Below are 279 nucleotides of genomic sequence, written 5' to 3'. Positions count from 1 at the left end.
CCAGCACCCGGTTCGGATCAACCGGCCCCGGAAAATCAAGCGCCGCATAAGCGACTTTCTCGAACCCGAGCGGCGTGTAATAGGGCGGATCGCCGATCAGTATCACGGCTTCGGAGCCCTTGCGCCTTGCCGCCGCGATGGCGATCCGGACGAGTTCCCGGCCGATGCCCTTGTTCTTGTGAGAGGGCCGAACCGCAAGCGGGCCAAGCATATGACCCTTCACACCGCCTGCCAGAACCGGCGTCATGCGCACCGAGGCAATCGTCTCGCCATCATCGG

The 279-nt window shown here is 63.8% G+C and carries 1 protein-coding gene; it reads right to left on the bottom strand.

The genetic code is table 11. The features are described from left to right. Window positions 1-279: N-acetyltransferase (locus EN804_RS36865; RefSeq protein ID WP_135922463.1), on the bottom strand; the 279-nt coding region annotated here is incomplete at both ends.

Origin of the sequence: Mesorhizobium sp. M8A.F.Ca.ET.161.01.1.1, from assembly GCF_004792105.1 — a bacterium.
Taxonomy (GTDB): Bacteria; Pseudomonadota; Alphaproteobacteria; order Rhizobiales; family Rhizobiaceae; genus Mesorhizobium.
This window is presented reverse-complemented; position numbering and strand designations above follow the sequence as displayed.